At 62.3% G+C, this 26,551-nt stretch carries 24 protein-coding genes; 7 read left to right on the plus strand and 17 right to left on the minus strand.

Annotated features, from left to right (window positions below; all coding sequences use genetic code 11):
• The first annotated feature begins 85 nt into the window (after window positions 1-85).
• Window positions 86-601 carry a DUF2062 domain-containing protein gene (locus GQA94_RS18520; RefSeq protein ID WP_158189383.1) on the plus strand — a complete coding sequence of 172 codons (516 nt, stop codon included), beginning with the start codon at window positions 86-88 and terminating at the stop codon, window positions 599-601.
• Between the two features lie 5 nt (window positions 602-606).
• Here the strand turns inward: GQA94_RS18520 and GQA94_RS18525 are convergent, their stop codons facing one another.
• Genes GQA94_RS18525 through GQA94_RS18535 form a run of 3 tightly spaced genes read right to left on the minus strand, consistent with a single transcriptional unit; the run spans window position 607 to window position 3,807 of the window.
• The gene (locus GQA94_RS18525; protein ID WP_158189384.1) at window positions 607-1,854 is read right to left on the minus strand and encodes a lipoprotein-releasing ABC transporter permease subunit; all 1,248 of its coding nucleotides are present in this window, start codon (window positions 1,852-1,854) and stop codon (window positions 607-609) included.
• The gene (gene lolD / locus GQA94_RS18530; RefSeq protein ID WP_158190165.1) at window positions 1,854-2,552 is read right to left on the minus strand and encodes a lipoprotein-releasing ABC transporter ATP-binding protein LolD; all 699 of its coding nucleotides are present in this window, start codon (window positions 2,550-2,552) and stop codon (window positions 1,854-1,856) included. The genes GQA94_RS18525 and lolD overlap by 1 nt, the downstream gene beginning before the upstream one ends.
• 7 nt (window positions 2,553-2,559) lie before the next feature.
• Complete coding sequence (locus GQA94_RS18535) at window positions 2,560-3,807, minus strand: lipoprotein-releasing ABC transporter permease subunit (RefSeq protein ID WP_158189385.1); 1,248 nt, start codon at window positions 3,805-3,807, stop codon at window positions 2,560-2,562.
• Window positions 3,808-3,907: 100 nt separating this feature from the next.
• Between GQA94_RS18535 and GQA94_RS18540 the strand changes: the two genes are divergently transcribed.
• From GQA94_RS18540 to GQA94_RS18550, 3 genes are read left to right on the plus strand one after another with little or no spacing between them, the layout of a single operon-like run.
• Window positions 3,908-4,480 carry a PilZ domain-containing protein gene (locus GQA94_RS18540; protein ID WP_158189386.1) on the plus strand — a complete coding sequence of 191 codons (573 nt, stop codon included), beginning with the start codon at window positions 3,908-3,910 and terminating at the stop codon, window positions 4,478-4,480.
• 3 nt (window positions 4,481-4,483) lie between these two features.
• On the plus strand, window positions 4,484-4,789 hold the full coding sequence (locus GQA94_RS18545; protein ID WP_158189387.1) for a phosphodiesterase: 306 nt from the start codon (window positions 4,484-4,486) through the stop codon (window positions 4,787-4,789).
• On the plus strand, window positions 4,786-5,508 hold the full coding sequence (locus tag GQA94_RS18550; protein WP_158189388.1) for a glycerophosphodiester phosphodiesterase: 723 nt from the start codon (window positions 4,786-4,788) through the stop codon (window positions 5,506-5,508). The genes GQA94_RS18545 and GQA94_RS18550 overlap by 4 nt, the downstream gene beginning before the upstream one ends.
• A gap of 119 nt (window positions 5,509-5,627) precedes the next feature.
• On the opposite strand, the gene sthA is transcribed toward GQA94_RS18550, so the two are convergent.
• From sthA to GQA94_RS18600, 10 genes are all read right to left on the minus strand, one after another.
• Entirely contained in the window at window positions 5,628-7,022 is a 1,395-nt protein-coding gene (gene sthA, locus GQA94_RS18555; RefSeq protein ID WP_158189389.1) for a Si-specific NAD(P)(+) transhydrogenase, read from the minus strand.
• Between the two features lie 185 nt (window positions 7,023-7,207).
• Window positions 7,208-7,438 carry a (Na+)-NQR maturation NqrM gene (nqrM, locus tag GQA94_RS18560; RefSeq protein WP_158189390.1) on the minus strand — a complete coding sequence of 77 codons (231 nt, stop codon included), beginning with the start codon at window positions 7,436-7,438 and terminating at the stop codon, window positions 7,208-7,210.
• A complete protein-coding gene (locus GQA94_RS18565; protein ID WP_158189391.1) occupies window positions 7,435-8,460 on the minus strand; it encodes an FAD:protein FMN transferase in 1,026 nt (341 codons plus the stop codon). Before GQA94_RS18565 ends, nqrM begins: the two co-directional genes overlap by 4 nt.
• A gap of 1 nt (window position 8,461) precedes the next feature.
• Window positions 8,462-9,688, minus strand: a complete 1,227-nt coding sequence (nqrF, locus tag GQA94_RS18570; RefSeq protein ID WP_199270167.1) for an NADH:ubiquinone reductase (Na(+)-transporting) subunit F — start codon at window positions 9,686-9,688, stop codon at window positions 8,462-8,464.
• A 12-nt stretch (window positions 9,689-9,700) separates the two neighbouring features.
• Window positions 9,701-10,309: an NADH:ubiquinone reductase (Na(+)-transporting) subunit E gene (gene nqrE, locus GQA94_RS18575; RefSeq protein WP_122165194.1), complete on the minus strand. Its 609-nt coding sequence runs from the start codon at window positions 10,307-10,309 to the stop codon at window positions 9,701-9,703.
• Window positions 10,309-10,983: an NADH:ubiquinone reductase (Na(+)-transporting) subunit D gene (locus tag GQA94_RS18580; protein WP_199270067.1), complete on the minus strand. Its 675-nt coding sequence runs from the start codon at window positions 10,981-10,983 to the stop codon at window positions 10,309-10,311. The genes nqrE and GQA94_RS18580 overlap by 1 nt, the downstream gene beginning before the upstream one ends.
• A complete protein-coding gene (locus GQA94_RS18585) occupies window positions 10,980-11,768 on the minus strand; it encodes a Na(+)-translocating NADH-quinone reductase subunit C (RefSeq protein ID WP_158189394.1) in 789 nt (262 codons plus the stop codon). Before GQA94_RS18585 ends, GQA94_RS18580 begins: the two co-directional genes overlap by 4 nt.
• Complete coding sequence (locus GQA94_RS18590; RefSeq protein ID WP_158189395.1) at window positions 11,761-12,972, minus strand: NADH:ubiquinone reductase (Na(+)-transporting) subunit B; 1,212 nt, start codon at window positions 12,970-12,972, stop codon at window positions 11,761-11,763. The genes GQA94_RS18585 and GQA94_RS18590 overlap by 8 nt, the downstream gene beginning before the upstream one ends.
• A gap of 3 nt (window positions 12,973-12,975) precedes the next feature.
• Entirely contained in the window at window positions 12,976-14,313 is a 1,338-nt protein-coding gene (locus tag GQA94_RS18595) for a Na(+)-translocating NADH-quinone reductase subunit A (protein ID WP_158189396.1), read from the minus strand.
• 314 nt (window positions 14,314-14,627) lie between these two features.
• On the minus strand, window positions 14,628-16,079 hold the full coding sequence (locus GQA94_RS18600; RefSeq protein WP_158189397.1) for a glyceraldehyde-3-phosphate dehydrogenase: 1,452 nt from the start codon (window positions 16,077-16,079) through the stop codon (window positions 14,628-14,630).
• A gap of 157 nt (window positions 16,080-16,236) precedes the next feature.
• Here GQA94_RS18600 and mfd point away from each other — a divergent pair, with 157 nt between their 5' ends.
• The 3 genes from mfd to GQA94_RS18615 are packed head-to-tail and all read left to right on the plus strand — an operon-like array spanning window position 16,237 to window position 23,516.
• Window positions 16,237-19,683: a transcription-repair coupling factor gene (mfd, locus tag GQA94_RS18605; protein ID WP_158189398.1), complete on the plus strand. Its 3,447-nt coding sequence runs from the start codon at window positions 16,237-16,239 to the stop codon at window positions 19,681-19,683.
• Window positions 19,684-19,727: 44 nt separating this feature from the next.
• Window positions 19,728-23,012, plus strand: coding sequence for a DEAD/DEAH box helicase (locus tag GQA94_RS18610; RefSeq protein ID WP_158189399.1), 3,285 nt, complete (start codon window positions 19,728-19,730; stop codon window positions 23,010-23,012).
• A 15-nt stretch (window positions 23,013-23,027) separates the two neighbouring features.
• Window positions 23,028-23,516, plus strand: coding sequence for a GNAT family N-acetyltransferase (locus GQA94_RS18615; protein WP_158189400.1), 489 nt, complete (start codon window positions 23,028-23,030; stop codon window positions 23,514-23,516).
• 55 nt (window positions 23,517-23,571) lie between these two features.
• Here GQA94_RS18615 and wrbA read toward each other — a convergent pair whose 3' ends face one another.
• The 4 genes from wrbA to GQA94_RS18635 all read right to left on the minus strand — a co-directional run bounded on the left by wrbA (window position 23,572) and on the right by GQA94_RS18635 (window position 26,460).
• A complete protein-coding gene (gene wrbA, locus GQA94_RS18620; RefSeq protein ID WP_158189401.1) occupies window positions 23,572-24,171 on the minus strand; it encodes an NAD(P)H:quinone oxidoreductase in 600 nt (199 codons plus the stop codon).
• 274 nt (window positions 24,172-24,445) lie between these two features.
• A complete protein-coding gene (locus GQA94_RS18625) occupies window positions 24,446-25,321 on the minus strand; it encodes an alpha/beta fold hydrolase (protein WP_158189402.1) in 876 nt (291 codons plus the stop codon).
• Between the two features lie 66 nt (window positions 25,322-25,387).
• Window positions 25,388-26,098, minus strand: coding sequence for an LrgB family protein (locus GQA94_RS18630; protein WP_158189403.1), 711 nt, complete (start codon window positions 26,096-26,098; stop codon window positions 25,388-25,390).
• Window positions 26,095-26,460: a CidA/LrgA family protein gene (locus GQA94_RS18635; protein WP_158189404.1), complete on the minus strand. Its 366-nt coding sequence runs from the start codon at window positions 26,458-26,460 to the stop codon at window positions 26,095-26,097. Before GQA94_RS18635 ends, GQA94_RS18630 begins: the two co-directional genes overlap by 4 nt.
• Window positions 26,461-26,551 lie beyond the last annotated feature (91 nt).

Genomic DNA, 26,551 nt, shown 5'->3' on the forward strand with positions numbered 1-26,551 from the left:
GTAGAATTTATGTCACAAACTACTCTCAGCGCCGGGTCTCGTTTCGGGCATAATCGGGCGCGCTTCAGCCCGCCAGAGAATTTTCATGCCGCGTCGTTTTTTCAAGCGCTACATGCCGCACCCTGACCGCTTAAAGACGCACAAGTCGTTGCGGTTTCTCGGCACGCTGACGCATGACCCCAACCTGCTGCACCTCAATCGGCATTCGGTTTCCAGAGCGATGGCCATTGGCCTGTTCTGGGCGATGATCCCGATGCCCTTGCAGATGTTGGCGGCAGCCCTGTGCGCCGTACTGGCCAGGGCCAATCTGCCGATTGCGGTCGGCCTGGTCTGGCTGACCAATCCACTGACGATGCCGCCGGTGTTTTATTGCAACTATAAGGTCGGCGCCTGGCTGATGGACACACCCGTCTCGCCCATGCCCATGGAACTGAGCCTCGCCTGGGTTCGCCAGATGCTAGACACCCACTGGCAGCCGCTGTTTCTCGGTTCGTTCGTGGTCGCTATCGTCGTCGCGGTACTGGGCTATGTCATTACCCAGGGGTACTGGCGCTGGTGGGTCAGCCGCAGCTGGCGCAAGCGCCAACAGGATCGGCGCTGACCCCGCTACTCGTAACGTAGCGCTTCGGCCGGTTGAGTCTGCGCGGCGCGCCACGCCGGATACAGCGTCGCCAGGAAACTCAGCATCAGTGCAGCCAGTGTCACCAACAGGACATCCTCCAGCCGCAGCTCGGAGGGCAAGGTGCTGATGAAATAAACATCGGAGCTGAAGATGTGCTGGCCCGATACCCGTTCCAGCCAGGTCACCAACGCACTCACGTTCAACGCGCCCAGTATCCCCAGCACGGTGCCAATCAGGGTGCCGGTCAGACCGATGATGCTGCCTTGCACCATGAAGATGGCCATGATTTGTCGCGGTGTCATACCGAGGGTACGCAGAATCGCGATATCGGCGCGTTTATCGGCCACCACCATGATCAGGGTGGCGATGATGTTGAAGGCGGCAACCGCCACGATCAGCAACAGCAGCAGGCCGATCATGGTTTTTTCCATCTTCATCGCACTGAACAGGCTGCCCTGGGTCAGCGACCAGTCCTCGCCGCGATAACCGTCGCCGACGCCGGCGACGAGTTCAGCCGTGATCGCGGGAGCCTGATACAGGTCAGCCAACTTGACCCTCACGCCTTCGACCTGATGCGGCTGCCACCGGAGGATGCGGGCGGCATCGGCCCGATGAATCATACCCAGGCTGCCGTCCAGTTCGGCGCCCACCTTGAATACCCCGACGACGTTCAGGCGCTGCATACGCGGCGTAACGCCGCCAGGCGCATCACTGAGTTCCGGCACGATGAGGGTAAGCTTGTCGCCCATTTTCAGGCCGAACCGACGGGCCGTCATCAGCCCGATGATCACCCCGGATTCGCCCGGCTTCAGGTCATCGAGGCTGCCCGCAACCAGCTTCGAGCCCAGGATCGAAACCTGCCCTTCAGCCTGCGGATCGATGCCCTTGATCTCGATCGGCTGCATCGAACCCTTGAACGAAAGCATGCCTTCAAGTTGGGTGATCGGCGCGCTACCCACTACACCGGGATGCACCCGGAGCTGCTCGGCCAGCGCTTGCCAGTCATCCACGGGCTGTCCATCGCCGGCGATCACGGCGTGCGGCACCATTCCGAGGATGCGGTTACTCATCTCACGCTGGAAGCCGTTCATGACCGAGAGAACCATGATCATCGCCAGCACACCCAGCGACAGCCCGATCATGGAGGTGAGGGAAATGAACGAGATGAAATGGTTACGGCGCTTGGCCCGTGTATAACGGCTGCCAATGAAGATGCTGAGCGGCCTGAACATTAGCCAGCCACCAGCCGGCCGTCTTCCAGGCGCAGTATGTGATCCATTTGCCCGGCCAGCTGGGGATCGTGCGTGACGACGAGAAAGGCGGTGCGCAGCGAGCTGCTCAGTTCCAGCATCAAATCCTGGATGCCTTGGGCGGTATGGTGGTCGAGGTTACCGGTCGGCTCATCAAGCAGCACCAGCGCCGGACGGTTGGCCAGCGCCCGAGCGATCGCCACGCGCTGACGCTCGCCCCCGGACAGCTCTGACGGCTTGTGCGCCAGGCGGTGACCAAGCCCCACCCGCTGCAACAGTTCGGTCGCGCGCGAGCGCGCTTCGGGGATTGGCGTCTTGCCGATCAGCAGCGGCATGCAGACGTTCTCGAGCGCGGTGAATTCGGGCAGCAGGTGATGGAACTGATAGACAAACCCCAGCGCGCGGTTACGCAACAGACCGCGGTCCTTTTCGCTGAGCGCGGAAAGCTCCTCCCCGGCCAGCCAGACGCTGCCTTCGCTCGGCGTATCGAGGCCGCCAAGCAGATTCAGCAGCGTGCTCTTGCCGGAACCGGAACTGCCGACGATAGCCACTCGCTGCCCCGGAAACAGTTCAAGCTGCAAACCGGAAAGTACGCTGACCGATTCCGGTCCCTGCTCGTAGCGCTTGCCCAGGTTGCGACAACTCAGTACCGCGCGATCCATCGAGGACCTTTCATTCATAACCAGCTCACTCATATCGTAACGCCTCGGCCGGCTGGGTGCGGGCCGCACGCCACGCCGGGTACAGGGTGGCGAAAAAACTCAGGACCAGCGCCGCGGCACAGACCTGAACCACATCGGCGGTCATCAGCCGAGACGGCAGGTAATCGATGAAGTACACATCGGCACTGAGGAACTTGTGTCCGATCAGCCGCTCCAGCGCAGCGATCCAGCTGCTGACATTGAGCGCCGCGATTATCCCGAGCAGGGCGCCCACCAGGGTGCCGACCACGCCGATGACCGTTCCCTGCACCATGAAGATCGCCATGATCTGCCGGGGCGTCGCGCCAAGGGTACGCAGGATGGCGATATCGCCGCGCTTGTCGGTCACGACCATGACCAGCGTGGAAATGATATTGAAGGCGGCCACCGCGACGATCAGCAGCAGCAACAGCCCGATCATGGCCTTCTCCATGCGGATCGCCTGGTAGAGGTTGCCATGGGTGCGGGTCCAGTCCCTGGAATAAAAGTCCTCACCCAGCTGTCCCGCCAGGTCCCAGGCAATGCGCGGTGCCTGGAACAGGTCGACAAAACGCAGGCGCAGCCCCTGGACCTGATCCGGCTTCCAGCGATGCAGCCGCGCAAGATCGGCGATGTTGGCCATCGCCACGTAACCGTCGATTTCGCCGGCCCCGACATGGAAGATCCCGCGCACGGTGAAGCGCTTCATGCGGGGGAACACCCCTGCTGGCGTAACCGTCACCTCCGGGGCCACGAAGGTAATCTTGTCGCCGACACCGACGCCTAGCTTCTCAGCCGCCTTGTCGCCGATGACAATGCCGAACTCGCCCGGTGCCAGGTCGTCCAGCGCGCCCTCGCGGAAGAACTCACCGACGATCGAGACGTCCGGCTCGACCACGGGGTCCACTGCGTTGATGAGAATCTTGGTGACTTGCCCACGATGGGTCAGCAGGCCTTGCATCTGGATGAACGGCGCTACCGCCTCGACCTGGGGATGCTCCGCGAGGCGTTGCCCCAGGCGCTGCCAGTCATCGATAGGCGTCGGGCTTTCGATGGTCGCATGCGGGACCATGCCCAGCACGCGGCTACGCATTTCATGGTCGAAGCCATTCATCACCGACAGCACGACGATCATCACTAGCACGCCCAAGGCGAGCCCGATCATCGAGGTAAAGGATATGAAGGAGACGAAGAGGCTGCGACGTCTGGCGCGTGTGTAGCGCGCCCCGATATACACGGACAGCGGTCTGAACATAAATCGATGAGTTCGCTTTCGCTGGCAGGAAATAACAAGCTGAATGACGTTGCCAGGCGGCCTGATACACTCAAGCCATCACTGCAGCCCGGGGATCGACATGCCCATAGAAGAGACCGAAGATCGCCGCGAATACTATCGTATCGAGGACATGATCGCACTGGAAATCCTGCCACCGGAACACGCCGAAACAGTATCCGGCAGGGGCTCGACGCAGCTATTCGATCTGCTTGGCGAACTGCATCAGCTCGATTTCGAAGCACAGCATCTGTTGCGCCAGATCGCCGAGGGAAATCGCACGCTCGCCAACTACCTGAAGGTGCAGAACAAGCGCATCGATCTGCTAGGCCAGGCGCTCGCGCAGGGCCTGCTCAAGGACCTCGGACCTGTACGCGAGGTGGTCCTTTCGGAAGGCGGCATCAGCTTCATCAACGACCAGCCGCTCGACGAGGGCTCGGTCTGGTCGCTCAAGCTGGCTTTGATGCCACAGGGCCTGGGCATGTTGCTGGACGCACGCATCGCGAGTTGCCAGGCGCTGGACGACGGCCGATTCGCCATCGGCACGTCGTTCGAAGCGTTGACTGATGCACAACGGCAACTGCTCGCGCGACATATCCTGCAGAAACAGGCGACCGAACGGCGCCTGGCTCGTGAAAGCCTGCAAGGAACCTGAAACATGCACCGGTTATTGATCCCTCTCCTGACACTTGCGCTCAGCGTCCCGGCCCATGCCGACACCCTTCGTATCCCTGTCGGCCAGCAGGGCCAATCCCAAGGGCCGCTCCCCACGCGTGGCGACACCAAAAATCAGGTACTCGAACGCTTCGGACTGGCCGACGAGGAGCGTCCCGCGGTCGGTCAGCCACCCATCACTCGCTGGGATTACCGTGAGTTCTCGGTTTATTTCGAAGGCAACCGGGTCATCGACAGCGTTGTGCATCACCAACGCCATACTCCATCACAGCGAGAGATACGACCTTGACCCTGATCTACGGCCACCGCGGCGCAAAAGGCGAAGCACCGGAAAACACCCTGGTCGGTTTCCAGCAATGCCTCGCCCACGGCGTGCGCCGCTGCGAACTGGACCTGCATCTGTCCAAGGACGGCGAGCTGATGGTCATCCATGACCCGACGCTGAAACGCACCACTGGACGGCGCGGTAAAGTCGTGGAGCACGACGCCGAGGAGCTCGTTCGCTACGACGCACGCCACGGCGGGCCGGGCTGGAAACAACCCTGCCCCATTCCACGGCTGGCGGAGCTGTTCGAGAAATGCGACTTCGAGCACTGGCAGTTGGAAGTCAAAAGCGCCTCGAGGGTCCGCGCCGCGCGCTCGGTGCTGGCAATCCGGGAGCTGGCCGAGCGTCATGGTCTGCTCGAGCGCATTACCGTTACCTCTGGCTCGCGGGAAGTGCTACGCGCCCTGAAGCGGCTCACCCCCGAGCTGTCCTGCGGCCTGGTTGCCGAATATGACTGGCTAGACCCACTGAAGGTCGCCAGGCAGTACGACTGCAATCTGCTGGCATTGAAATGGACGCTATGCACGCCCGAGCGAATCGCCAAGGCCCGCCAGCAAGGGCTTCACGTATCGGTCTGGACGGTGAACGAACCGGCACTGATGCGCCGGCTCGCCGATTTCGGCGTCGATAGCCTGATTACCGATTATCCCGGTCTCGCCGTCACGACACTGCGCAATACGTGAAGCAACGAGGGCCGCCATGATCGGCGGCCCTCGTCCCTGCCCTTAAAAGCTTTCCCGATTTGGCCAGCGCCAAGTGCGGGTGTCCTCTCCGACCGGCTCAGGCCACCGGTCGGAGCCGCTCAAAAAAGCCGGTTTAGCCCGTCGAACGCCGCGACGCGATAGGCTTCGGCCATGGTCGGGTAGTTGAAGGTGGTGTTGATGAAGTACTTGAGCGTATTCGCCTCGCCCGGCTGGTTCATGATCGCCTGGCCGATGTGCACGATTTCCGACGCCTGATAGCCGAAGCAATGCACGCCCAGCACGGCCAACGTCTCCCGATGGAAGAGAATCTTCAGCATGCCCACCGGCTCGGCTGAGATCTGCGCGCGCGCCATACCCTTGAAGAAGGCCTTGCCTACTTCGTAAGGCACTTTCGCCTCGGTGAGCTCACGCTCGTTCTTGCCGATCGAGCTGATCTCCGGGATGGTGTAGATGCCGGTCGGCACGTCGTCGACGAAGCGCCAGCTGTCATTCTCGACGATGCTGCCAGCCGCCGAACGACCCTGGTCATAGGCTGCACTGGCCAGCGATGGCCAACCGATCACGTCGCCGGCCGCGTAGATGTTGCCCACGTCGGTACGGTAGTGCTCGTCTACCTTTATCTGCCCACGGCTGTTGACCTTCAGCCCGATGTTTTCCAGCGCAAGCTTGTCGGTATTGCCGGTCCGCCCATTGCACCAGAGGAAGGCGTCCGCCTTGATCTTCTTGCCTGACTTGAGGTGCAGAATGACGCCGTTGTCGACGCCCTCCACGCGCTCGTACTCCTCGTTATGACGAATCAGCACGTTGTTGTTGCGCAAGTGGTAACTGAGCGCGTCGGAAATTTCGTCGTCGAGGAAGCTGAGCAACTGGTCGCGGTTGTCGATCAGGTCGACCAGCACGCCCAGGCCACTGAAGATCGACGCGTACTCGGAACCGATCACACCGGCTCCATAGATGATCAGGCGGCGCGGCGTATGGCTCAGGGTGAGAATGGTGTCGCTGTCGTACACGCGCGGGTGGGAGAAATCGATATCCGACGGACGATAAGGCCGCGAGCCGGTGGCGATGATGAACTGGCCGGCCACCAGCGTCTCGACCATGCCGTTGGCACTGACCACTTCGACGGTTTGCTCGTCGGCGAAACTCGCCGTGCCGAAGAAAATATCGATACGGTTACGTGCGTAATAGCCGGTACGCGAGGTCACCTGCTTGGCGATGACGCTCTCTGCGCTTTTCAGTACGTCGGGAAACGAAAACCAGCGCGGCTCGCCGATCTGGCGGAACAGCGGGTTGGTGTTGTACTGCATGATCTGCCGCACCGAATGGCGCAGCGCCTTGGACGGGATGGTCCCCAGATGGGTGGAGTTGCCGCCCACGTGCGGCCTGCTATCGACCACGGCTACCTTGCGCCCCGCCTTGACCGCGTTCATCGCCGCGCCTTCACCGGCCGGGCCCGAGCCCAATACCACCACATCGTAATTGTAGACAGCCATATTCACCCCTGAACACGCAGCAGGCAGCCCTGCTGCTGTTAACGAATTCGATCGGCCAGGGCGCAAGCCATCGCTGACGTACTGCCGCCCCGCACCATTGCGCCGGTAGACTGAGCGGAACCGGCGCCGCAGCACGCATGAATCGGGTTGGCGGCCTAGGCCACCGCCCCGGTCAGTGCCAGTTGTCAGCGTCTGGTCGCGTCGTACGCGAGATCTGCTCTTTCGTCCTGGCTTGCCTGCGCATTCACTTCTTCGCATTTTTCGCGGCTACCGCCGCAAATCGAACATTCCTTCTCGATACCGAGATTGGCGATGCCCCCGCAGGAGCCCGCGATAGGCTTGCGCCCCATGATCACGCCGATGGACATGCCGAACACGACCAACAACATGACGAGAAAAACGATTAACCAGGTCATTGCTCTGCTCCCGCACCGAACAGCTCATTGAAGGCCTCGGTGCTCGTGCTTATGTATTCCTGCCCTTCGCGAACGACGAAGAACGCTGCAATGTTTCGCTCTGCCGCATACGCCTGCCCCCGCTCGGGGCCCATTACCATGAGCACAGTAGACAACCCGTCAGCCCGTAATGTCGAGGGATCGATGACCGTCACGGCTGCCAGATGATGATCGATAGGCGCGCCGGTCCGCGGATCGAGCGTATGCGAATACCGGCGGCCTTCCCGCTCGAAGTAGTTGCGGTAGTCACCCGAGGTGGATACACCGTAACCATCCAGCTCGATGATCCGTTGTGCGACCCGTTCATTGTCCCGGGGCGCTTCGATCGCGATGCGCCAGGGCGCGTCATCGGGCTTGCGTCCGCGGGCCTTGAGCTCGCCCGTGATTTCCACGAGATAGCTGCGCACGCCGGAATTCTCCAGCATCGCCACCACCTTATCGACCGCATAGCCGGCAGCGATGCTGTTGAAGTCGACCTGCACGGCCCTGTCCTTGCAAAGCCTGTCGCCGTCCAGTCGAAGGTAACGGTGGCCGACATCCTGCTGGGCACTGGCGATTTCTTCGGCAGACGGCACGCGCTCGCCCTGCCCCTGCGGGCCGAAACCCCAGAGGTTGAGCAGCGGCTCGATGGTCAGGTCCAGCGCGCCGTCGCTTTCGTCCGAAAGCTGCTGGCCGGCCAGAATCAATTCGCGTACGCCGCTCGGCATGCTCATGCATTCGCCAGCGGGCAAGGCGTTGAAGGTTTCGATGTCTGAGTCGGCACGGTAGGTGGACATTTGCCGATCGATCTCGGCCAGTATCGCCTCGGTGTCGCGTTGCAGCTGCGCCTTGTCGGCAGCCTCACCGCTTGCGACGTATTTGACCGAGTAGGTACTGCCCATGGTCGGGCCGCTGTAGCTTTCCACCTTGTCCTGAAACAGACAGCCCGTCAGGGCTGCCGCCAGGGCGGCAACGATGACGGGCTGAAGTAACGCGTGGGCCATGTTAACCGCCAAAGTCGTCGAGCAGGATGTTCTCCGGTTCGACACCCAGGTCGGTCAGCATCTTGATCACCGAGGCGTTCATCATTGGCGGGCCGCACATGTAGAACTCGCAATCTTCCGGGGCCGGATGGTCCTTCAGGTAGTTCTCGTACAGCACGTTATGGATGAACCCGGTCGGGCCGTCCCAGTTGTCTTCAGGCTGCGGATCGGACAACGCCAGATGCCACTGGAAGTTCTCGTTCTCGGCCTGGAGCTGGTCGTACTCTTCAACGTAGAACGCCTCGCGCATCGAGCGGGCGCCGTACCAGAAGCTCATCTTGCGCTTGGACTTCAGGCGCTTGAGCTGGTCGAAAATGTGCGAACGCATCGGCGCCATGCCGGCACCGCCGCCAATGAAGACCATTTCGGCATCGGTGTCCTTGGCGAAAAATTCACCGAACGGACCGTATACGGTGACCTTGTCGCCCGGCTTGAGGCTGAACACCCACGAGGACATCTTGCCTGGTGGCAGATCGTCGCGGCCGGGCGGCGGCGAGGCGATACGGATGTTGAACTTGACCAGACCGACCTCTTCCGGATAGTTCGCCATCGAGTACGCACGGATCACCGTCTCGTCGACCTTGGACACGTACTTCCACTGATTGAACTTGTCCCAGTCGCCGCGATACTCCTCCTGGATGTCGAAATCCTTGTAGCGGACCTCGTGCGGCGGGCATTCCAGCTGAACGTAACCACCCGCGCGGAAGTCGACGTTCTCGCCCTCGGGCAGCTTCAGGGTCAGTTCCTTGATGAAGGTCGCCACGTTCGGGTTGGACAGTACGGTGCACTCCCACTTCTTGACACCGAACACCTCTTCCGGCACTTCGATCTTCATGTCTGCCTTGACCGGGGTCTGGCAGGACAGACGCCAGCCTTCACCCGCTTCACGGCGTGTGAAATGCGACTCCTCGGTAGGCAGCATCTCGCCGCCACCACTCTCGACGACGCACTTGCACTGAGCGCAGGTACCGCCGCCGCCGCAGGCGGACGAGAGGAAGATATTGTTCGCGGCCAGCGTTTGCAGCAGCTTGCCGCCTGCCGGAACGGTAATGGTGCGTTCGCCGTTGATTTCGATGTTCACGTCGCCGCTGGATACCAGCTTGGCGCGCGCCGCGAGGATGATCACCACCAGCGCGAGCACGATGGCGGTGAACATGCCGATGGCGAGGAAAATTTCGTAACTCATCAGTTCATCCCGTCCTTACAGCTGTACGCCAGAGAAAGACATGAAGCCCAGCGACATCAGTCCGATGGTGATGAAGGTGATCCCGAGACCCTGCAGACCGTCCGGCACATCGCTGTATTTGAGCTTCTCGCGAATACCGGCCAGCAAGGCGATGGCCAACGCCCAGGACAGACCCGAGCCAACGCCATAGACAGTACTTTCTGCCAGGTTGTAATCACGCTCGACCATGAACAGGGTGCCGCCCATGATGGCGCAGTTCACCGTGATCAGCGGGAGGAACACGCCCAGTGCGTTGTAGAGGCTGGGCACGTACTTATCGAGGGTCATTTCCAGAATCTGCACGATGGCCGCGATCACCCCGATGTAGCTGAGCAGTCCGAGGAAGCTCAGATCGACTTCAGGCAGACCGGCCCAGGACAGCGCACCGGCCTTGAGCAGATAGGTGTAGATCAGGTTGTTGGCCGGCACGGTGATGGTCTGTACCACGATTACCGCGATGCCCAGGCCGATCGCCGTTTCCACCTTCTTCGAGATCGCGATGAAGGTACACATGCCGAGGAAGAACGCCAGGGCCATGTTCTCGATGAACACGGCGCGGACGAACAGGCTGATGTAATGCTCCATTAGTAAGCCTCCTTGTTCGAGACTTGTGGCGCCATCTTGAAGGACGGCTTCTCGACCTGCTCCTTCTTCCAGCTACGGATGCCCCAGATGAACAGACCGATCAGGAAGAACGCCGAAGGCGGCAGCAGCATCATGCCGTTGGGCAGGTACCAGCCACCGTCGTTGACGACCGGGAGAATGGTGTAGCCCATCAGCTTGCCGGCACCGAACAGCTCGCGGATGATGCCGAGCGCGATCAGCATGGCGCTGTAGCCGAGGCCGTTGCCCAAACCGTCGAAGAACGACAGCATCGGCGGGTTCTGCATGGCGAACGCTTCGGCGCGCCCCATCACGATGCAGTTGGTGATGATCAGGCCGACGAACACCGACAACTGCTTGGACAGCGAGAAGGCATACGCCTTGAGCACCTGATCGACCACGATCACCAGCGAGGCGATGATCACCATCTGTACGATCATGCGGATCGAGCCAGGAATCTGGCTGCGGATCATGGAGATGAACAGGTTGGAGAACGCCACCACCAGCGTCAGCGCGACGGACATGACCAGCGCGGTCTTGAGGTTGGAGGTGACCGCCAGTGCCGAGCAGATCCCGAGGATCTGCAAGCCAATGGGGTTGTTGTTGAAGACCGGATTGAACAGGACTTCCTTGATAGTAGGTTGCGACATGATCAAGCCTCCCCAGCGCGCAGGTTAGCGATAAATGGACCGAAGCCGTTTTCGCCCAGCCAGAAATGCAACAGGTTGTCCACGCCGTTGCTGGTCAGGGTTGCACCGGCCAGTGCGTCGACCTGATGGTCGGCCCGCGGGCTTTGTGGATCGACACCGCCTTTGACGACCCGGATCGCCAGCTTGCCGTCTTCGGTGAACAGTTGCTTGCCTTGCCACTGGCTACGCCACTTCGGATTGTCGACTTCACCGCCGAGACCGGGGGTCTCGCCGTGCTGGTAGAAGCCCAGACCCTCAACCGTGTTCAGATCGCCCTTGACGGCCATGAAGCCGTACAGCGTCGACCACAGCCCGTAGCCACGAACCGGCATGATCAGCGTCGCCAGTTCGCCGTTTTCCTCGACGATGTAAACCACGCTGTAACGCTCGCGGCGCTTGATCGAGGCAATGTCCTCGCCGCCTGGCAGCGCCTGTGAGAGCGCCGGGTCCTTGGCGGCGACCAGTGGGTCGAAGGTATTGGGATCGAACTCATCGCTGTATTCGCCTGTTTCCAGGTTGACCAGCTTGGCGACGATACGCTCGTTGTACAGCGTCTTGACCTGATTGGCAGACATGCCGGCTTCACCCAGGCCGGCAATCGCCAGGATGCTGCGCTGCTTGTCCAGCTGACGGTTTTCCAATTGCGTCGGGCGCAGTGCCACGGCCGCGCCTGAAACGAACACCGAGCACACCAGGCAGACCAGCAAGGCCACGACCAGCGTGCGAACGGTGGATTCTTTTTGACTAGACATTACGTGCCAGCCTCCGCTTGATGTTGGCCTGAACGACAAAGTGGTCAATCAACGGTGCGCATAGGTTGGCGAACAGAATCGCCAGCATCATGCCTTCCGGAAATGCCGGGTTCACGACCCGGATCAGTACCACCATCACGCCAATAAGAATGCCGAACACCCATTTGCCCGCATTGGTCATCGATGCCGAAACCGGGTCGGTGGCCATGAAGATCAGGCCGAAGGCAAAGCCGCCCACCACCATGTGCCAGTACCACGGCATGGCGAACATCGGATTGCTGTCCGAACCGATCAGGTTGAACAGATAGCTCAGCGCGATCATGCCGATCATCACGCCGGAAACGATCCGCCAGGACGCGATCTTGGTCATCAGCAGTACCGCACCGCCAATGAAAATGGCCAGGGTGCTGGTTTCGCCGATCGAGCCATGGATCGTACCGATGAAGGCGTCCATCCAGGTGATGCCGCCGGCAATCACATTCTCCATGCCGCCCGCGAAGCTGAGGCTGAGCGCGGTCGCGCCGGCAAAGCCATCCACGGCCGTCCAGACCGCATCACCGGACATCTGTGCCGGATAGGCGAAGAACAGGAACGCACGACCTGTGAGCGCGGGGTTGAGGAAGTTCTTACCCGTACCACCGAAGATTTCCTTGCCGATCACGATACCGAAGCTGATCCCCAGGGCGACCTGCCACAGCGGAATGCTGGGGGGCAGAATCAGGGCGAACAGCACGGAGGTGACGAAGAAGCCTTCGTTGACCTCGTGCTTGCGGATCGAGGCGAAGAGCACCTCCCAGAAGCCGCCGACGATGAACGTCACCGCATAGACGGGGAGGAAATACGCCGCGCCCTGGATAAAGTTGTCCCACAGGCTGTTCGGATCGAAGCCGGCCAGCGCACTGATCAGCGCCATCCGCCAGCCTTCCTGGGCTGCGAGCAGATCAGGGCCCTGGGCGTAGATCAGGTTGGCCTGATAGCCGGTGTTCCACATGCCGAAGAACATCGCCGGGAAGGTGCAAAGCCATACCGTGATCATCATCCGCTTGAGGTCGATCCCGTCACGTACGTGAGCGGTGGTCTTAGTCACGCTGCCGGGACGATAGAGGAAGGTGTCCGCGGCTTCGTAGAGTGCATACCACTTCTCGTACTTGCCGCCCTTCTCGAAGTTGTGCTCGATCTTGTCGAGGAATTCGCGAATGCCCATTCCTTACCCCTCCTTCTCGATGCGAGTCAGGTTGTCCCGCAGGATCGGGCCGTATTCGTATTTGCCGGCACACACATAGGTGCACAGCGCCAGGTCTTCCTCGTCAAGCTCTAGGCAGCCGAGCTTTTGCGCGACTTCCGTATCGCCCACGATCAAGGACCGCAGCAATTGAGTCGGCAGCACGTCGAGCGGCATCACTTCTTCATAGTTGCCGACCGGCACCATGGCACGAGGGCTGCCGTTGGTGGAGGTGGAGAAGGCGAACTTCTTGCCGCCCATCAGCTTGGAAATATAGATATTGAGGATCGAGTGCTTGTCGCTACCGGCACGCAGGTAGTGCAGCATCTCGCGCTCCTTGCCCTCACGCAGACAGGAAACCTGCTGGTGATAACGGCCCAGATAGGCAAAGGCTCCGTGCGCGGTACGGCCGCCCAGCACAGAGCCGGACACGACACGGTTGGCACCGGGCTGCAGCTCTCCGGCGGTCAGCTCATCGAGGCTCGCACCCAGGCGGGTACGTACCAGGCGGGGTTTTTCCACCACCGGACCGGCAAGCGACACGACCCGCTCCATCGACAGACGGCCACTGGTGAACAACGCGCCGATGGCAATGACGTCCTGGTAGCCGACGGTCCAGACGCTCTTGCTCGCGCTGACCGGATCGAGGAAATGAATATGCGTACCGGCCAGACCCGCAGGATGGGGGCCGGCGAAACTCTCGGCCTGCACCTTGGCGAGTTGCTCGCCTGGCAGCGACGCGCCCTCGGCTTTGCACAGGAACAGCTTGCCCAGAACGCCGAGCACCTTGAGACCCGCTTCGAAGTCCGCGGCACGCTCGGCAATGACGATGGCAGGGTCGGCGGCCAGCGGATGCGTATCGATCGCGGTAACGAAGATAGAGCTAGGCACGGCATCGACGGCCGGCACCTTGCTGTACGGACGCGTCCGCAAAGCCGTCCAGAGGCCTGACTGCTGCAGGTTCTCGCGAACCTGGGCATCGCTCAGCCCTTCGAGCTCGGCGGCGCTGTACTGGGAGAACGTCACTTCGTCCGTTCCGTCCAGATCGACGACGACCGACTGCAGGACGCGCTTTTCACCCCGATGGACCGCGCTGACGACACCCGCACCCGGCGAGGTGAACACGACACCAGGCGTCTTCTTGTCGGAAAACAGTACTTGCCCCAACTTGACCCGATCACCGGCCTGGACTTCCATGGTCGGTTTCATGCCCGGGTAATCAAACCCAATGACGGCGACGCTTCGCACGGGCCTTCCAGCCTCGATACGCTGCGCCGGCGCACCTGCAATGGGCAAATCAAGCCCACGTTTTATATTGATCATCGGTTCGCTAACCACTGATTTAAAAGGCTTTTTTTACGAGCCCCGCGGCTTGGCTAAAGTCGAATTGCATCACGCGCGCTGATAGGTTATCAGCGCGACGCTATGCCGCGGGCCCAGGTAGAAATCCGCCCGATTATAGAGGTCGCGACCCGTGACTGACCACCCAAGGTCTTTCAAATTTTTGACTGGAGGCAAGCCCCGCTCGGCAACCAACTATTGACGCAAGCCGATGCAGCCCTGGAAACGCGCGAAAAAAGCGCCCAGAAAACGCAAAAACGGGAGCCGAAGCTCCCGTTTTCTCTGCACCCGATGCGTTAGCGCGGGAAGGCTGGCGGATTGACGCCGGCCATGTCTTCCATCACCCGCACGACCTGGCAGCTGTAGCCGAACTCGTTGTCGTACCAGACGTACAGAACGACACGGTTGTCGCTGCAGATGGTGGCCTCGGCATCCACCACGCCGGCGTGACGCGAACCGACGAAGTCCGTGGACACCACTTCCTGGGAGTTGACGAAATCGATCTGCTTCTGCAGGTCCGAATGCATGGCCATCTGGCGCAGGTATTCGTTGATTTCCTCGCGCGTCGTGGCCTTCTCGAGGTTCAGGTTGAGAATGGCCATGGACACGTTAGGCGTCGGCACGCGGATCGCGTTGCCGGTCAGCTTGCCCTTGAGCACCGGCAGCGCCTTGGCCGCGGCCGTCGCGGCGCCGGTTTCGGTGATGACCATGTTCAGCGCAGCACTGCGACCGCGACGACTGCCCTTGTGGAAGTTGTCGATCAGGTTCTGATCGTTGGTGTAGGAATGCACGGTTTCCACGTGACCGTTGACGATGCCGTACTGGTCGTTCACCGCCTTGAGCACCGGCACGATGGCGTTGGTGGTACAGGACGCCGCCGATACGATCTTGTCGTCAGGGGTGATCTCGCCATGGTTGATGCCATGCACGATGTTTTTCAGTTCGCCCTTGCCCGGCGCGGTCAGCACGACGCGCGCGACACCGGGGCACTTGAGGTGCTGGCCGAGGCCTTCGGCGTCACGCCACTTGCCGGTGTTGTCGACCAGCAGCGCGTTCTCGATACCGTACTGGGTGTAATCCACCGTGGACGGATCGTTCGAGTAGATCACCTGGATCAGGTTGCCGTTGGCGGTGATGGTGTTGTTTTGCGCATCGATATGAATGGTGCCGTCGAACGGACCATGCACCGAGTCGCGGCGCAGCAGGCTGGCGCGCTTGACCAGATCGTTCTCGGCGCCCTTGCGCACCACGATCGCGCGCAGGCGCAGGCCGTCGCCACCACCGGTTTTCTCGATGAGGATGCGCGCCAGCAGGCGGCCGATACGGCCAAAGCCATACAGCACCACGTCCGTGCCTTTGTGCACACCTGAGGTATTGCGCTTGTCAGCCACGTCGGCCAGCTCGTCACGGACGAACTGGTCGAGGGTACGGCCGTTGCCTTCAGCCTTGTACTTGGCCACGACCTTGCCCAGATCGACCGAAGCGGCGCCCAGGTTCATGTCGCTCATGGTGGTAAGAATCTGGTGCGTCTCGTGTACGCTGAGTTCGGCTTCGTCAGCCTGACGGTGACGCGCGAATCGATGCGCCTTGAGCAGCGCGATGACCGAGCGATTGATCAGGCCACGGCCATAGATGGAAGTCACCACGTTGTTGTTACGATACAGCTGACCAATCAGCGGAATCATCGCTTCGGCGAGGGCTTCTCGATCAATCCATTCACCAAGACACTGGTCGGGCTTCTGAGTCACGGGCAGTTCCTTCCAACATGTAGGGGCTGAGAAAAGGGGCTACATTATGCCGGTGCACCCTAGCGCCGGCAATCTGTGCAGCGGAAACACTGACAGCGTCCCGCGCAGATAGTTACAATCCGCGCGGTCCATTTTTCGACCGGAGCCACGCCCACTCGTGTCCGTATTGCGCCTTCCGCCCATGCCTGCCGCCAGCGGCAAGCAAACCTGGGGCAACCTTCCCGGAGCCGCGCTGAGCCTGGCCATTGCCGAAGCAGCCAGCAACGCAGAGCGATTCACCCTTCTTCTCACCGCTGACAGCCAAAGTGCCGAACGCCTGCAGGAAGAGCTTGCATTCTTCGCACCGGGGCTGCCGGTCCTGCATTTCCCCGACTGGGAAACGCTGCCGTATGATGTCTTTTCGCCTCACCAGGACATCATTTCCCAGCGAATCGCGGCGCTCTACCAGCTTCCCGAGCTGACTCACGGGGTACTGGTAGTCCCCATCGCCACCGCGCTACACAGGCTCGCCCCGAAGCGGTTTCTGCTCGGTTCCAGCCTGGTCCTGGATGTCGGCCAGACGCTCGATGTGGAGCAGATGCGCCTGCGCCTGGAAGCCGCCGGGTACCGCTGCGTGGATACGGTCTACGAGCATGGAGAGTTCGCGGTCCGAGGTGCACTGATCGATCTGTATCCGATGGGCAGCCCCCTGCCCTATCGCATCGACCTGTTCGATGACGAGATCGAAACGCTGCGAACCTTCGATCCTGAAAACCAGCGCTCGATCGACAAGGTTGAGTCGATTCGCCTGCTGCCCGCGCGCGAGTTCCCGTTGAAGAAAGAGTCGGTGACCGGTTTCCGCGCGCGTTTCCGCGAACGCTTCGATGTCGACTTCCGTCGCTGCCCGGTCTACCAGGACCTGTCCACCGGCATCACGCCGGCGGGCATCGAGTACTACCTGCCGCTGTTCTTCGACGAAACCTCGACGCTGTTCGACTATCTGCCGGAGGACACCCAAGTGTTCTCGCTGCCAGGCATCGAGCAGGCCGCTGAGCATTTCTGGAAGGACGTGCGCAACCGCTACGAGGAACGCCGCGTCGATCCCGAGCGACCGCTGTTGCCGCCCGCCGAACTGTTCATGCCGGTCGAGGATTGTTTCGCCCACCTGAGAGCCTGGCCACGGGTAGTCGCCAGCCAGGACGACGTCGAAACCGGCATCGGCCGCGAGCGCTTCCCGGCCAGTCGTTTGCCCGAACTGGCGATAGAGGCCAAGGCCAGCGAGCCCCTGGGCGCGCTGCGCCGCTTCCTTGACGAGTTTCCGGGGCGCGTATTGTTCACCGCGGAATCGGCCGGACGTCGCGAGGTGCTGCTGGAACTGCTGGCACGCCTGAAACTGCGACCGCAGGAAGTCACCGGCTGGCCGCAGTTCGTTCAGAGCCAGGAGCGCTTGGCGATTGCCATCGCCCCGCTGGATGACGGGCTGCTGTTGGAGGACCCGTCGTTGGCGCTGATCGCCGAGAGCCCGCTGTTCGGCCAGCGCGTCATGCAGCGTCGCCGCCGCGAGAAGGGCCGCGATGCTGGCGAGAACGTCATCAAGAACCTCACCGAGCTGCGTGAAGGCGCGCCGGTGGTGCATATCGACCATGGCGTGGGCCGCTATCAGGGGCTGGTCACGCTGGAGATCGAAGGCCAGGCCGCCGAATTCCTGATGCTGCAATACGCCGAAGAAGCCAAGCTCTACGTACCGGTGTCGAGCCTGCACCTGATCGCCCGTTATACCGGTAGCGACGATGCGCTGGCACCCTTGCACCGACTGGGCTCGGAAACCTGGCAGAAGGCCAAGCGCAAGGCGGCCGAGCAGGTTCGCGACGTCGCCGCCGAGCTGCTCGATATCTACGCGCGCCGCGCCGCCCGCGAGGGCTATGCCTTCGAAGATCCGCAACTCGACTACGAAACCTTCAGCGCCGGATTCCCCTTCGAGGAAACACCAGACCAGCAGGCCGCCATCGAGGCGGTGCGCAGCGACATGCTGGCGCCCAAGCCGATGGACCGGCTGATTTGTGGCGATGTCGGCTTCGGCAAGACCGAAGTGGCGATGCGCGCCGCGTTCATCGCCGTGCACAGCGGCCGTCAGGTGGCGGTTCTGGTGCCCACCACCCTGCTCGCGCAGCAGCATTACAACAGTTTCCGCGACCGCTTCGCCGACTGGCCGGTACGGGTCGAGGTGATGAGCCGCTTCAAGTCCGCGAAGGAAATCCAGGGCGCAGTGGACCAACTGGCCGAAGGCAAGGTGGACATCCTCATCGGCACGCACAAGTTGCTGCAGGACGACGTGAAGTTCACCAATCTCGGCCTCGTCATCATTGACGAAGAACACCGCTTCGGGGTTCGCCAGAAGGAGCAGCTCAAGGCATTGCGCAGCGAAGTGGACATTCTCACGCTGACCGCCACCCCGATTCCGCGCACCCTGAACATGGCCGTCGCCGGCATGCGTGACCTGTCGATCATCGCCACGCCGCCGGCGCGCCGGTTGTCGGTTCGTACCTTCGTCATGGAGCAGCAGAACGCCGTGATCAAGGAAGCGCTGCTGCGCGAGTTGCTGCGCGGCGGGCAGGTCTATTACCTGCACAACGACGTGAAGACCATCGAGAAGTGCGCCGCCGACCTTGCCGCCCTGGTGCCGGAAGCGCGCATAGGCGTCGGCCACGGGCAGATGCGCGAGCGCGAACTCGAACAGGTGATGGGCGACTTCTACCACAAGCGCTTCAACGTGCTGATCGCCTCGACCATCATCGAAACCGGCATCGACGTGCCCAGCGCCAATACCATCATCATCGAGCGCGCCGACAAGTTCGGGCTGGCCCAACTGCATCAGTTGCGAGGACGCGTCGGGCGCAGCCACCACCAGGCCTATGCCTATCTGCTCACCCCACCTCGCAAGGCCATGACCCCTGACGCGGAAAAGCGCCTGGAGGCCATCGCCAATGCACAGGACCTGGGTGCCGGCTTCGTCCTCGCCACCCACGATCTGGAAATCCGTGGCGCCGGGGAGCTGCTGGGCGACGGCCAGAGCGGGCAGATTCAGGCGGTGGGTTTCACGCTCTACATGGAAATGCTCGAACGCGCGGTCAAGTCGATCCAGAAAGGCGAACAGCCGAACCTCGACCAGCCGCTCGGCGGCGGACCGGAAATCAACCTGCGCGTACCGGCATTGATCCCCGAAGACTATTTGCCGGATGTGCACGCCCGCCTGATTCTCTACAAGCGCATCGCCAACGCCGCCGACGAGAACGGTTTGCGCGAGTTGCAGGTCGAAATGATCGATCGTTTCGGCCTGCTGCCCGAGCCGACCAAGCATCTGGTCAGGCTGACTCTGCTCAAGTTGCAAGCCTCCAGCCTCGGCATCACCAAGATCGACGCGGGTCCGCAAGGCGGCCGCATCGAATTCGCCGCCGATACCTGCGTCGATCCGATGGTGCTGATCAAGCTGATCCAGAGCCAGCCCAACCGCTACAAGTTCGAAGGCGCCACGGTATTCAAGTTTCAGGTGCCGATGGAACGGCCCGAAGAGCGCTTCAATACGCTCGAGGCCCTGCTCGAGCGGCTGGCCGCGGCGAACGGGTGAGGATGCCGTTCACTTGCCATTCGACCAAGGCGGCGCGCTGAGCCATGACCGGTAGCTTTCTGGCCCACCTGCCGCCCACCTGGCGGCTGGCGTTCTCTGAAAACGCGCTCGTCCGCGGGCTGCAATATGCCCGCGAAGGACGCGTCCGGCTGCTGCGCGAAGAGGCGCGTTTCGTCGAGGGCGATTGCCGGGGTGCAGCCGCCAACCGGTATCGGCAATCGCTGCAACTGACCGCCAACGGTGGGCTCAGCAGCCTCTGCAGTTGTCCGGTAGGCCTTAACTGCAAGCATGCCGCGGCGCTCATTCTCCATCTCGAACACCAGGCCGAGCATTCGACACCTGACGCCTCCGGCGCGCCGAACGGGCCGCTCCCCGGCAGCGTGGAACACTGGTTGTCGCAGCTTCCGCTCGCGCTCGGTGACGTCCAGCCCACCGACCATCAATGGTGCCTTCATTACCGCGTCATGCGCGATGCGTCCATCGAGGTGTACAAGGTCAGGCAGCGAAAGGATGGCTCATTCGGCGAACGAGAGCCCTACTACGGGGTGGCCGAAGCCAGTTTCCGCCAGCCGCGCTTCATGCAGCCGCTGGACTTGCACATTGCAGCGCTGCTGGCATTGAGCCGCGGGAGCCGCCATCGTTTCGTGCTCAGCGGACAGAACGGCGGCGAGGCCCTGCGCCTGACGCTCGAAAGCGGACGCGCCTACCTCGATTGGAACCATCCGCCCTTGAAGCCTGGACTGTCACGCACAGGGCGCTTCAACTGGACGCAGCAACCCGACGGGTGTTTTCGGCCCACGCTGGACATGAGCGAACAGGTGGACGAGCTACTCGTCGCTCTGGACCCGCTGTACTACCTCGATGCACCGCGAAACGAAGTCGGCCTGATCGACCATGGCTTGACTGCAGCCCTGGCCCGGCACTTGCTCGTCGCACCCTCGGTGCCGTCCGCCCAGGCTGCCGTGTTCAGCCTGTCTCTGAATGAAATCGCCCCACAACTCCCAGCCCCGACCAAAGCACAGGAACAGCGGATCGACGATCTGATGCCCATCGCCCGGCTTACCCTCGGCAGCCATCATTCGGTGAACTACCAGCCGAGCAGTGGGCGCATGGTCAACGAGCATCAGCACCGCGCGGGCCTGAGTTTCGTCTATGGCGGCGCTAGCGTGCACGGCAACGCCAAAGCCGAGCAGCGAATGCGTCAGACCGATGGCGAGCGGGTGCTCAGTATCGCGCGTCAGCCGGCCGCCGAGCAGGCGCTGCGCCAGCAACTGAAACAGCTGGGCTTTCGGCCGGCCCTTCGTCAAAGCCTGGCGCTGCCGAAAGATTCCGCCGAGATGTACGACTTGCCCAGCGAAACCGCCTGGCTGCACGTGGTTCAGCAACAGCTGCCGGCGTTGCGCGAACAGGGTTGGCAGATCGCCATGCAGCCCGGCTTCGCTTATGACCTCACGCCTGTGGAGGCGTGGTACGTCGAACTCGACGAGCCCATGGAGCAGGACTGGTTCAATCTGGAACTGGGCATCATCGTCGAAGGCGAACGCGTCAGCCTGCTGCCGGTCCTGCTCGGCCTGATCCGTAGAAACCCCGCGCTGCTCTCCCAGCAGGCGCTCGCCCGCCGCGCGGATGACGAAACCCTGCGCGTGCAACTCGACAAGCGCCGCGAGGACGACGACCGGCCGATGCAGGTGCTGCTGCCGTTCGGTCGTCTGAAAACCATTCTGGGCACGCTCGCCGAACTCTACCAGCGCGACCAGCCGAACGAAGGCACCCTTCGTCTGGGCCGCGCCGACGCGGCACGACTGACGCAGTTGGATACGCTTAAGCCGCAATGGCGCGGCGGTGAACATCTGCGCGCGTTCGCCCAGCGGCTACGCGACTATCGCCTGCAGGCCGTGAGCCCTCCGGACGGCCTCCTGGCGCAGCTGCGGCCCTATCAGCTGGAGGGGCTGCGTTGGATGCAGACGCTACGCACCCTTGAAGTCGGCGGCATCCTCGGCGACGACATGGGGCTGGGCAAAACGCTGCAAACCCTCGCTCATCTGCTTCTCGAAAAGGAGGCCGGTCGGCTCGACCGGCCCTGCCTGGTCGTCATGCCCACCAGCCTCATACCCAACTGGCAGGACGAGGCGGCCCGCTTCGCTCCGACCTTGAAGGTGGCTACGCTGCACGGGGCGTCGCGCCAGCAGCATTACGAGCGGCTGAACGAATACGACCTGCTGTTCACCACCTACGCGCTGCTGCCCCGGGATATCGACCGCCTCGTCGAATTGCCGCTGCACGTGCTGGTGCTCGACGAAGCGCAGAACATCAAGAATGCCAGCAGCAAGGCGGCACAGGCCGCGGGACGGCTGAAGGCCCGGCAGCGCCTTTGCCTCACCGGCACGCCGCTGGAAAACCACCTGGGCGAGCTGTGGTCACTGTTCCATTTCCTGATGCCGGGCTGGTTGGGTGATGCGAAGCGTTTCAACCGTGAGTACCGCACCCCCATCGAGAAGCATGCCGACACCGATCGGTTACAGCACCTCACCGCCCGGATCAGGCCGTTCCTGCTGCGGCGACGCAAGGAACAGGTCGCCCAGGAATTGCCACCCAAGACCGAAATCGTGCACTGGGTCGAGCTGAGCGCGGCCCAACGCGATCTCTATGAAACCGTACGGCTGGCGATGGACAGCAAGGTTCGCGAAGAAATCGACCGCAAAGGGCTGGCACGCAGTCAGATCGTCATCCTCGACGCGTTGCTCAAACTGCGCCAGGTCTGCTGCGATCTGCGCCTGGTCAAGGGGGACGACGCCCGGCCGACCCGCGCCAGCCACTCAGGCAAGCTGGACAGCCTGATGCAAATGCTCACCGAGTTGTTGGCCGAGGGGCGGCGCATCCTGTTGTTCTCCCAGTTCACGTCGATGCTCGCGCTGATCGAGCAGGAGCTGCGCAACCGCGCCATCGACTATGTTCAACTGACCGGCGACACCAAGGACCGACGCACGCCGGTCCGGCGTTTCCAGAACGGTGAAGTGCCGCTGTTTCTGATCAGCCTCAAGGCCGGCGGGACGGGCCTGAACCTGACCGCCGCCGACACCGTGATCCACTATGATCCCTGGTGGAATCCGGCAGCGGAAAGCCAGGCCACCGACCGCGCCCACCGGATTGGCCAGGACAAGCCCGTATTCGTCTATAAACTGATCGCGCGCGCCACGGTGGAAGAGAAAATCCAGCAATTGCAGCAACACAAGGCCGAACTGGCGGCCGGCGTGCTGGACGCTGGGAATCAAGGCGGCTGGCAGTTGGAAGCAAGCGATATCGAGGCGCTGTTCGCGCCGCTACCCTAGGGAAAGGAGCCTCAGATGCGCCGACTGGTCAATCCAACCGACTTCGACCGGATCTACGACATCTACATGCACGATACGGTGGTCCCCTTTCTGGGCTTCGATCCGATGCCCCGCGAAGCCTTCGGCAAGGTCTTCGATCCACTCTTCGAGAGCGGCTGCTTTTATGTTTTCGAGGTGGAAGGCCGCATTCAGGGCTTCTATCAGGTGCGACGACATCTTGGTCGCGCAGCGCATGTCGCTTATCTAGGCACCCTGGCGGTAGCACCCGAAGCGCAGGGCCGCGGCATAGCCGGCCAGATGATGGCCGATGCCCTCGCCCGCCTGCGCAACGCGGGTGTCACGCGGGTAGAGCTGAGCGTGGAAGCCGACAATCGGCGAGCCATCGCCTTCTATGAACGCTTCGGATTCAGCTGCGAAGGGGTTCAGCGGGCAGCGTACAAACGCGCCTGCGACGCAGATTTCACCGACGAACTGATGTACGGATTGCTGCTGAACACGCCGTGATCCTCGAAACGGACGCGGGCACCGGACGGCGGGGCCGGCCGGTGCCCGTCGCCAGTCAGCCCTTCAGCTTGACGGTGGTCTGAGCGACCAGTTCACCCTGGTAGCGGGCGATGGTCAGCTCTTTCTGGGAGGGCTGACGCGAGCCGTCGCCGCCTGCGATGGTCGACGCACCGTAAGGCGTGCCGCCATTGACGGCCGAAATATCGAAGAACTCGCCGATACCGTAGCCGGTCGGCACGATGATCATCCCGTGATGCGCCAACGTGGTCCAGGTGGAGGTGATGGTCATCTCCTGACCGCCACCGGTTCCGGTGGAAGTGAACACGCTGGCCACCTTGCCGTGCAACGCACCCTTGGCCCAGAGGCCGCCGGTCTGGTCGAGGAAGTTGCGCATCTGTCCGGACATGTTGCCGAAGCGGGTCGGCGTACCGAAGATGATGGCGTCGTACTCGGGCAGCTCGGCCGGGCTGGCAACCGGCGCGGGCTGCTCGACCTTGCCACCTGCGTTCTTGAAGACCTCGGCCGGCATGGTTTCGGGTACGCGCTTGATGGTCACCTCGGCACCTTCGACGCGGCGTGCGCCCTCGGCTACCGCGTTGGCCATGGTTTCGATGTGGCCGTACATCGAGTGATAAAGAACAAGGATCTTCGCCATCTGTGTTACCTCTTCCTGGGGGTTGTGGTCCGGTTCGTTGCGTCTTGCCAGCCGATTCGCGCAGCACCCCGCGCGGTTCAGCGATCGTCAGCGCCTTGCGTCCAGTGGCGCCTCGCTCGGTCTGACTCGATCATCGAAGTCAGGTGCACCGAGGCCGCCCGGCGCGCCAAGGCGCTGGCTACGAAAGCGGTCATCATCGGTGAGATCGCCAGGTCTTTGGTTGGACTATTACGTACAAACCAATCGCAAAATTCGATAGAACGCCTGCGCCGGTTCAGGACAGAAACGCCAGTGCCTCCTCCAACAGCAGCTCGGGGACTTCCTCGGCCAGGTAATGGCCGGCCGGCAACGCCTTGCCCCGCACGTCCACGGCAACCTCGCGCCACTCCTTCAACGGATCGAAGCACCGCTGAACGACGCCTTTCGCCCCCCAGAGCACCAGCAACGGTGCCTGGATCAGGCGGCCAGCGGCACGGTCCTGACGGTCGTGGTCAAGATCGATGCCGGCACTGGCACGATAGTCCTCGCAGAACGCATGGATGGTGCCCGGCAACTCCATGCAACGCAGGTACTCGGCGTAGGCCGCGTCGCTGAATGGCTGGATATGATCGGCCCGGGTCGCGACGGCGCTGCGCAGCACCAGTTCCGGATCGGCCTGGAGCAGCGTTTCGGGCAGCGGTGCCGGGCGGATCAGGAAGAACCAGTGCCAGTAGGCCCGCGCAAAGGTCTCGTTCGTCTGGCTATACATCGCCAAGGTCGGCGCGATGTCGAGCAGGATCAGCCGCCGCACCGCCTGGGCATGGTCCATCGCCAGCCGATGGGCGACGCGCGCCCCACGGTCATGGGCCAGGATATCGAAGCGCTCGAAGCCCAGCGTGCGCATGAGCTGCACCTGATCTCGCGCCATTTCCCGCTTGCTGTAGGCGCTGTGATCGTCACCGCCCTGCGGCTTGCCGCTGTCGCCGTAGCCACGCAAGTCCGCCGCCACGACCGTGAATCGCTCGGCCAGCAGGTCAGCGACCTCGTGCCACATGACATGCGTCTGCGGATAGCCGTGAAGCAGCAGCAAGGGCGGCCCGGAACCGCCCTTGCGGTAGGCGATCCGCACCCCGTTGACGTCGCATTCGTGTCGCTGAAACCGCTCGAACATACCGCTGCTCCCATGGACGCTGCTTTGTAAGACTAGGCTCAGTTTGACTGAGCGCAACCGTTGATATCAGCCCAGACCGAGCGGCAGGAACAGGGCGATCAGAATGCCCAGCAGACTCATACCAAGCGCCGCGAAGGCGCCGCATTCGTCGCCTTCCTCCAGCGCGCGGGCCGTGCCGATGGCGTGAGCATTGATTCCGTAGCTCAAGCCTCGCGCAGCCGGATGATCCACGCCGGCCCAACCCAGCAACCATGGACCCAACGCGGTGCCGATGACGCCCGTGAGCATGACGAACACCGCTGCAAGCGAAGCCAGGCCACCGAGTTGTTCGGCGACCAGCATGGCGATCGGCATGGTGGCTGCCTTGGGTGACAGACTCATCAGCACCGACATGTCCGCACCCAACGCGCCGGCAATCACTACCGTCAGCAAAACGCCCAGCACCCCGCCGCTGACCAGGGTGATGAGGATCGGCCAGAACAGTTGCCGAATGCGCCTGATGTGGCGATACAGCGGCACCGCCAGGGCCACTGTCGCTGGACCGACCAGCACGGCGATCATCGACGCGTCGGCCCGGTAGCTCGCGTAGTCGATGCCACAGAGGTAGAGCGTCGTGACGACCAATAGCATGCCGACCATGACCGGCTGTAGTACCAGCCAACCGCTGCGCCGGTAAAGTGCCAGCGCCAACTGAAACGCGATCAGCGTCAGCGCCACGGAAAACAGCGGATGCGCCAGCGTCATCGCGCCGATGTCGCTCCAGTCTCGACCGCTCATGCCTGGTCCTCCCGACGACGGTCCATGCGTCTGATGAGCACCTGCATCAGCCAGCCACACAAAGGCACCGTTATCATCAGCGACACGACCAGGCCGGCCGTGATGGCAGGCAGGTCGGCCAGCAATGCATCGGCGCTGGTCATGATTCCCGCCGCCGGCACGATCAGCAGCAACGGCAGGTATTGCAGGAGCAGCGCGGCGGTTTTCTCGAGCGGCTCAGGAATGCCACGGCGCAGCACAAGCAGGCCGAACAGCAGCACCATCCCGATGATCGGGCCAGGCAGTGCGGGCAGCACGGAATAATGGATGACGCTGCCAAGCAGCTGCAGAATGACCAGCCAGGTCAAGCCTTTGAGAACCATGGTGTTTCCTTGTTGACGGCGGAACGAAACGGGCGGCATGCCAACCATACCCAAGCTGGGCGGTCTCGATGTGTTGGGTGCGCAGGCCGAC

Origin of the sequence: Stutzerimonas stutzeri (assembly GCF_009789555.1) — a bacterium.
GTDB lineage: Bacteria > Pseudomonadota > Gammaproteobacteria > Pseudomonadales > Pseudomonadaceae > Stutzerimonas > Stutzerimonas stutzeri_R.